Raw genomic sequence first — 2,639 nt, forward strand, 5'->3', positions numbered from 1 at the left:
TTGCTTTGCTAACTTCTTTCCGTATCGGTTTTGCAGGCTTTGAATCGGCCGCAAAATCCAATAACAGGAATTATAGGAATTATTCTTTCTTGCCTGGAGTGTATTCCCGGATCCAGTACTCCACTTGGGGAAGCTGCCACTGGTAATCGATATCGCAACCACCCCACTGTTTCAAGGGATAGATCTTCTGCCCCATCCATTTTTGCGGCAGGATGCCATCCTCCATATGTTCGAGGCATTGCGGCCTCACGATTGAAACTCCCATATCGGCAAACCAGACATCTCCCTGCGAGTCACGGTCACAGTTCAGGGTCTTCGGATCCCCAAAGACCTCGAATGGGACAAAAGGGTGAAGAAGGCCATCTGGCCCGATCTTCCTAGCCCGTAGGGGGCTCCACATGTTATACCGTGAGACAGTAACCGCAGAATCGAAGTCTCGGTTGGCCCGAAGCACGCCCACGCCCTCGTCAATGGTCTGGCCAAGGATGGTGGGCGAATTGCACATCAGAAGGACCATCAGTTCAACGGACTCCCCTTCGCGCTCGAGTTCCTTCTTGATCTCCCGGTAACCATGCACGAACGCGTTCTCTCCGAGGGCCGCGCTGTTACAGAGTTCCTCCGGACGATTGATGATCCTAGCGCCATACCTTCTCCCGATCTCCTTGATCTTTTCTGAATCCGTTGAAACGTAGATACGGTCGATGGTTTTTGCCTCTTTGGCTGCAATCAGGGGATATTCCATGAGGGCCTTTCCCAGAACCGGATGGATGTTCTTCCCAGGAAACCCCTGGCTCCCTTCCCTGCCAATTAGTAATGCGACAATCATGTGAATCAGTTCTTCCTGATCTTTCGGATTTCGTTCTCTCTCAGAGGACAGCGGTCACAGGCCGGAATGGAATGGGCATTTCCGGTCCGGTGCAGATCACGGTAATCCTGCTCCTGAAGGCTATTCCAGGCATCGCGGATACTGATTTCCGAGACATTCCCGAATTTCATCCATTCATAGATATCATGGACACATGGCAGGATTGTACCGTCCCAAGTGATCGCGAGTCTCTGCCAGAGCATATGGCATGCCCAGTCGGATTGTATTCCCCGGTGATCCGGATTCCCCTCTTCGTCTTTCATGTCCAGGTATGCAACCTCATCGACTCTATCCGACCAGAAGTCCGCGTAATCTTTCTCTTTTCCCTCGAGTTCCGGAATTAGAACGGTCTGGATCCTGACCAGCGGTTTTATAGTTCCAAGTTCTTCTTTGATTTTCTTGAGAAGCCCAATGTTCTTCACGACAAGGTCAAAATCCGAACCTACTCGATACTTCTCATACACACTCTTCTCATAACCTTCAAACGAAATGGAGATCCGATCAAGTCCCGCATCAATGAGACTGCGGATGGTTACCTCGTCCAACCGGACGGCATTGGTATTGAAATAGACATCCATCACACCGGCTTTCTTGGCATAGGCAACCATCCTTGCGAGATCCTTGTGCAGCAGAGGTTCCCCCCGGTATGTGAATTTCAGTGAGTATAGATTATGGCGACCTGCCTCATCGAGTATTTTCTTCCAAGTATTCTCCTCCATGAATCCCTTGTTGTATTTGTTGTGGGTGGTTGCGCAAAACGGGCACCGTAGATTACAGGTGTTGGTCGGCTCGATATCCAGATGGAGGGGGAAATCACCGGTTTGGAATGTCTCCGGCCAGATCATCCATTTGTTCCGGTAATTCTTATATGCTGCATCCTCGCGTTCGACAACGCTCTTTCCTGCGATGGTGTGAAAATTGGAATCGGGTTTGACTACCATTCTACTCCTTTTCTCCTAGATCAGGATTCTTTCATTGATCCGGAATTGTTTTGCTGATCGATCTCATCCTGAACCGTCCTGAGACAATCGAGAATTCCCTCACTTATATCCACATAGGTTGAGAGATTTACCCTCATGGGAACATCCGCTTCAAATGAGTAGGGAGTCATGACATAGTGACGCTGTTGTTCTTGGGGGATATAGTGGATCTTGATCTCCTTCCCCAAGATCTCTTGGATCATAAAGAAGAGTTCCCTTATCATTATCCTTTGGTGACCTGTGATGAGGACAGCTTTGTTGATAAACTCATCACTTGTTGCGATCCGTACCGTTTCACGGGAGGCGTCACGAATATGGATGTATTCACGCTCGGAATTGGGGGAGCTGATATACGTAAATTCACCGGTGGTGAGCAACGCTTTACATACCCCATACAGGAAATTCCACTGATTCGATTCGCTGCCATAAAGGCTCCCGTAACGGAGTATCGTATATTTAAGGCCAAATTCTTCTGCATAGGTTTTACAAAGCGATTCTCCAGTCTGTTTCGACACGCGGTAGAACGACCCCCGGTTTCCTGCGGTATAGGCCGAACTGGCATACAGGAACCGGTTCACTCCGGCTTTCTTGGCAGCTTCGAGGCACCGCACAGTTCCCATAACATTGACCTCCATGGTCTTGACCGGCATGTGTCGGGCCTTATCCATGTCGGCTATTGCTGCAGTATGGAAGACAATCTCACACCCATCCATCGCCTGTTCTAAAGCATCCGGATCGAGAATGTCACCCCGTATGCACGTGAGGAGGGACGAGCCGTTTTCACAGTTCAGATC

The 2,639-nt window shown here is 49.6% G+C and carries 3 protein-coding genes; all 3 read right to left on the reverse strand.

What is annotated here, in order from left to right; all coding sequences use genetic code 11:
- Positions 1 to 79 precede the first annotated feature (79 nt).
- Positions 80 to 826: a cytidylyltransferase domain-containing protein gene (locus CW742_RS10200; RefSeq protein WP_292420011.1), complete on the reverse strand. Its 747-nt coding sequence runs from the start codon at positions 824 to 826 to the stop codon at positions 80 to 82.
- 5 nt (positions 827 to 831) lie between these two features.
- Positions 832 to 1,806 (reverse strand): radical SAM/SPASM domain-containing protein, encoded by a 975-nt coding sequence (locus CW742_RS10205; protein WP_292420014.1) that lies wholly within the window; start codon positions 1,804 to 1,806, stop codon positions 832 to 834.
- 20 nt (positions 1,807 to 1,826) lie between these two features.
- On the reverse strand, positions 1,827 to 2,639 hold an 813-nt coding region (locus tag CW742_RS10210), incomplete at its 5' end, for an NAD(P)-dependent oxidoreductase (RefSeq protein WP_292420017.1).

The sequence above is a fragment of the Methanoregula sp. genome (assembly GCF_002835825.1).
Lineage (GTDB): Archaea > Halobacteriota > Methanomicrobia > Methanomicrobiales > Methanospirillaceae > Methanoregula.

Coding starts and splice junctions, on each gene's coding strand:
- CW742_RS10200 (WP_292420011.1), bottom strand. CDS start 826: ATGATTGTCGCATTACTAATTGGCAGGGAAGGGAGCCAGGGGTTTCCT.
- CW742_RS10205 (WP_292420014.1), bottom strand. CDS start 1,806: ATGGTAGTCAAACCCGATTCCAATTTTCACACCATCGCAGGAAAGAGC.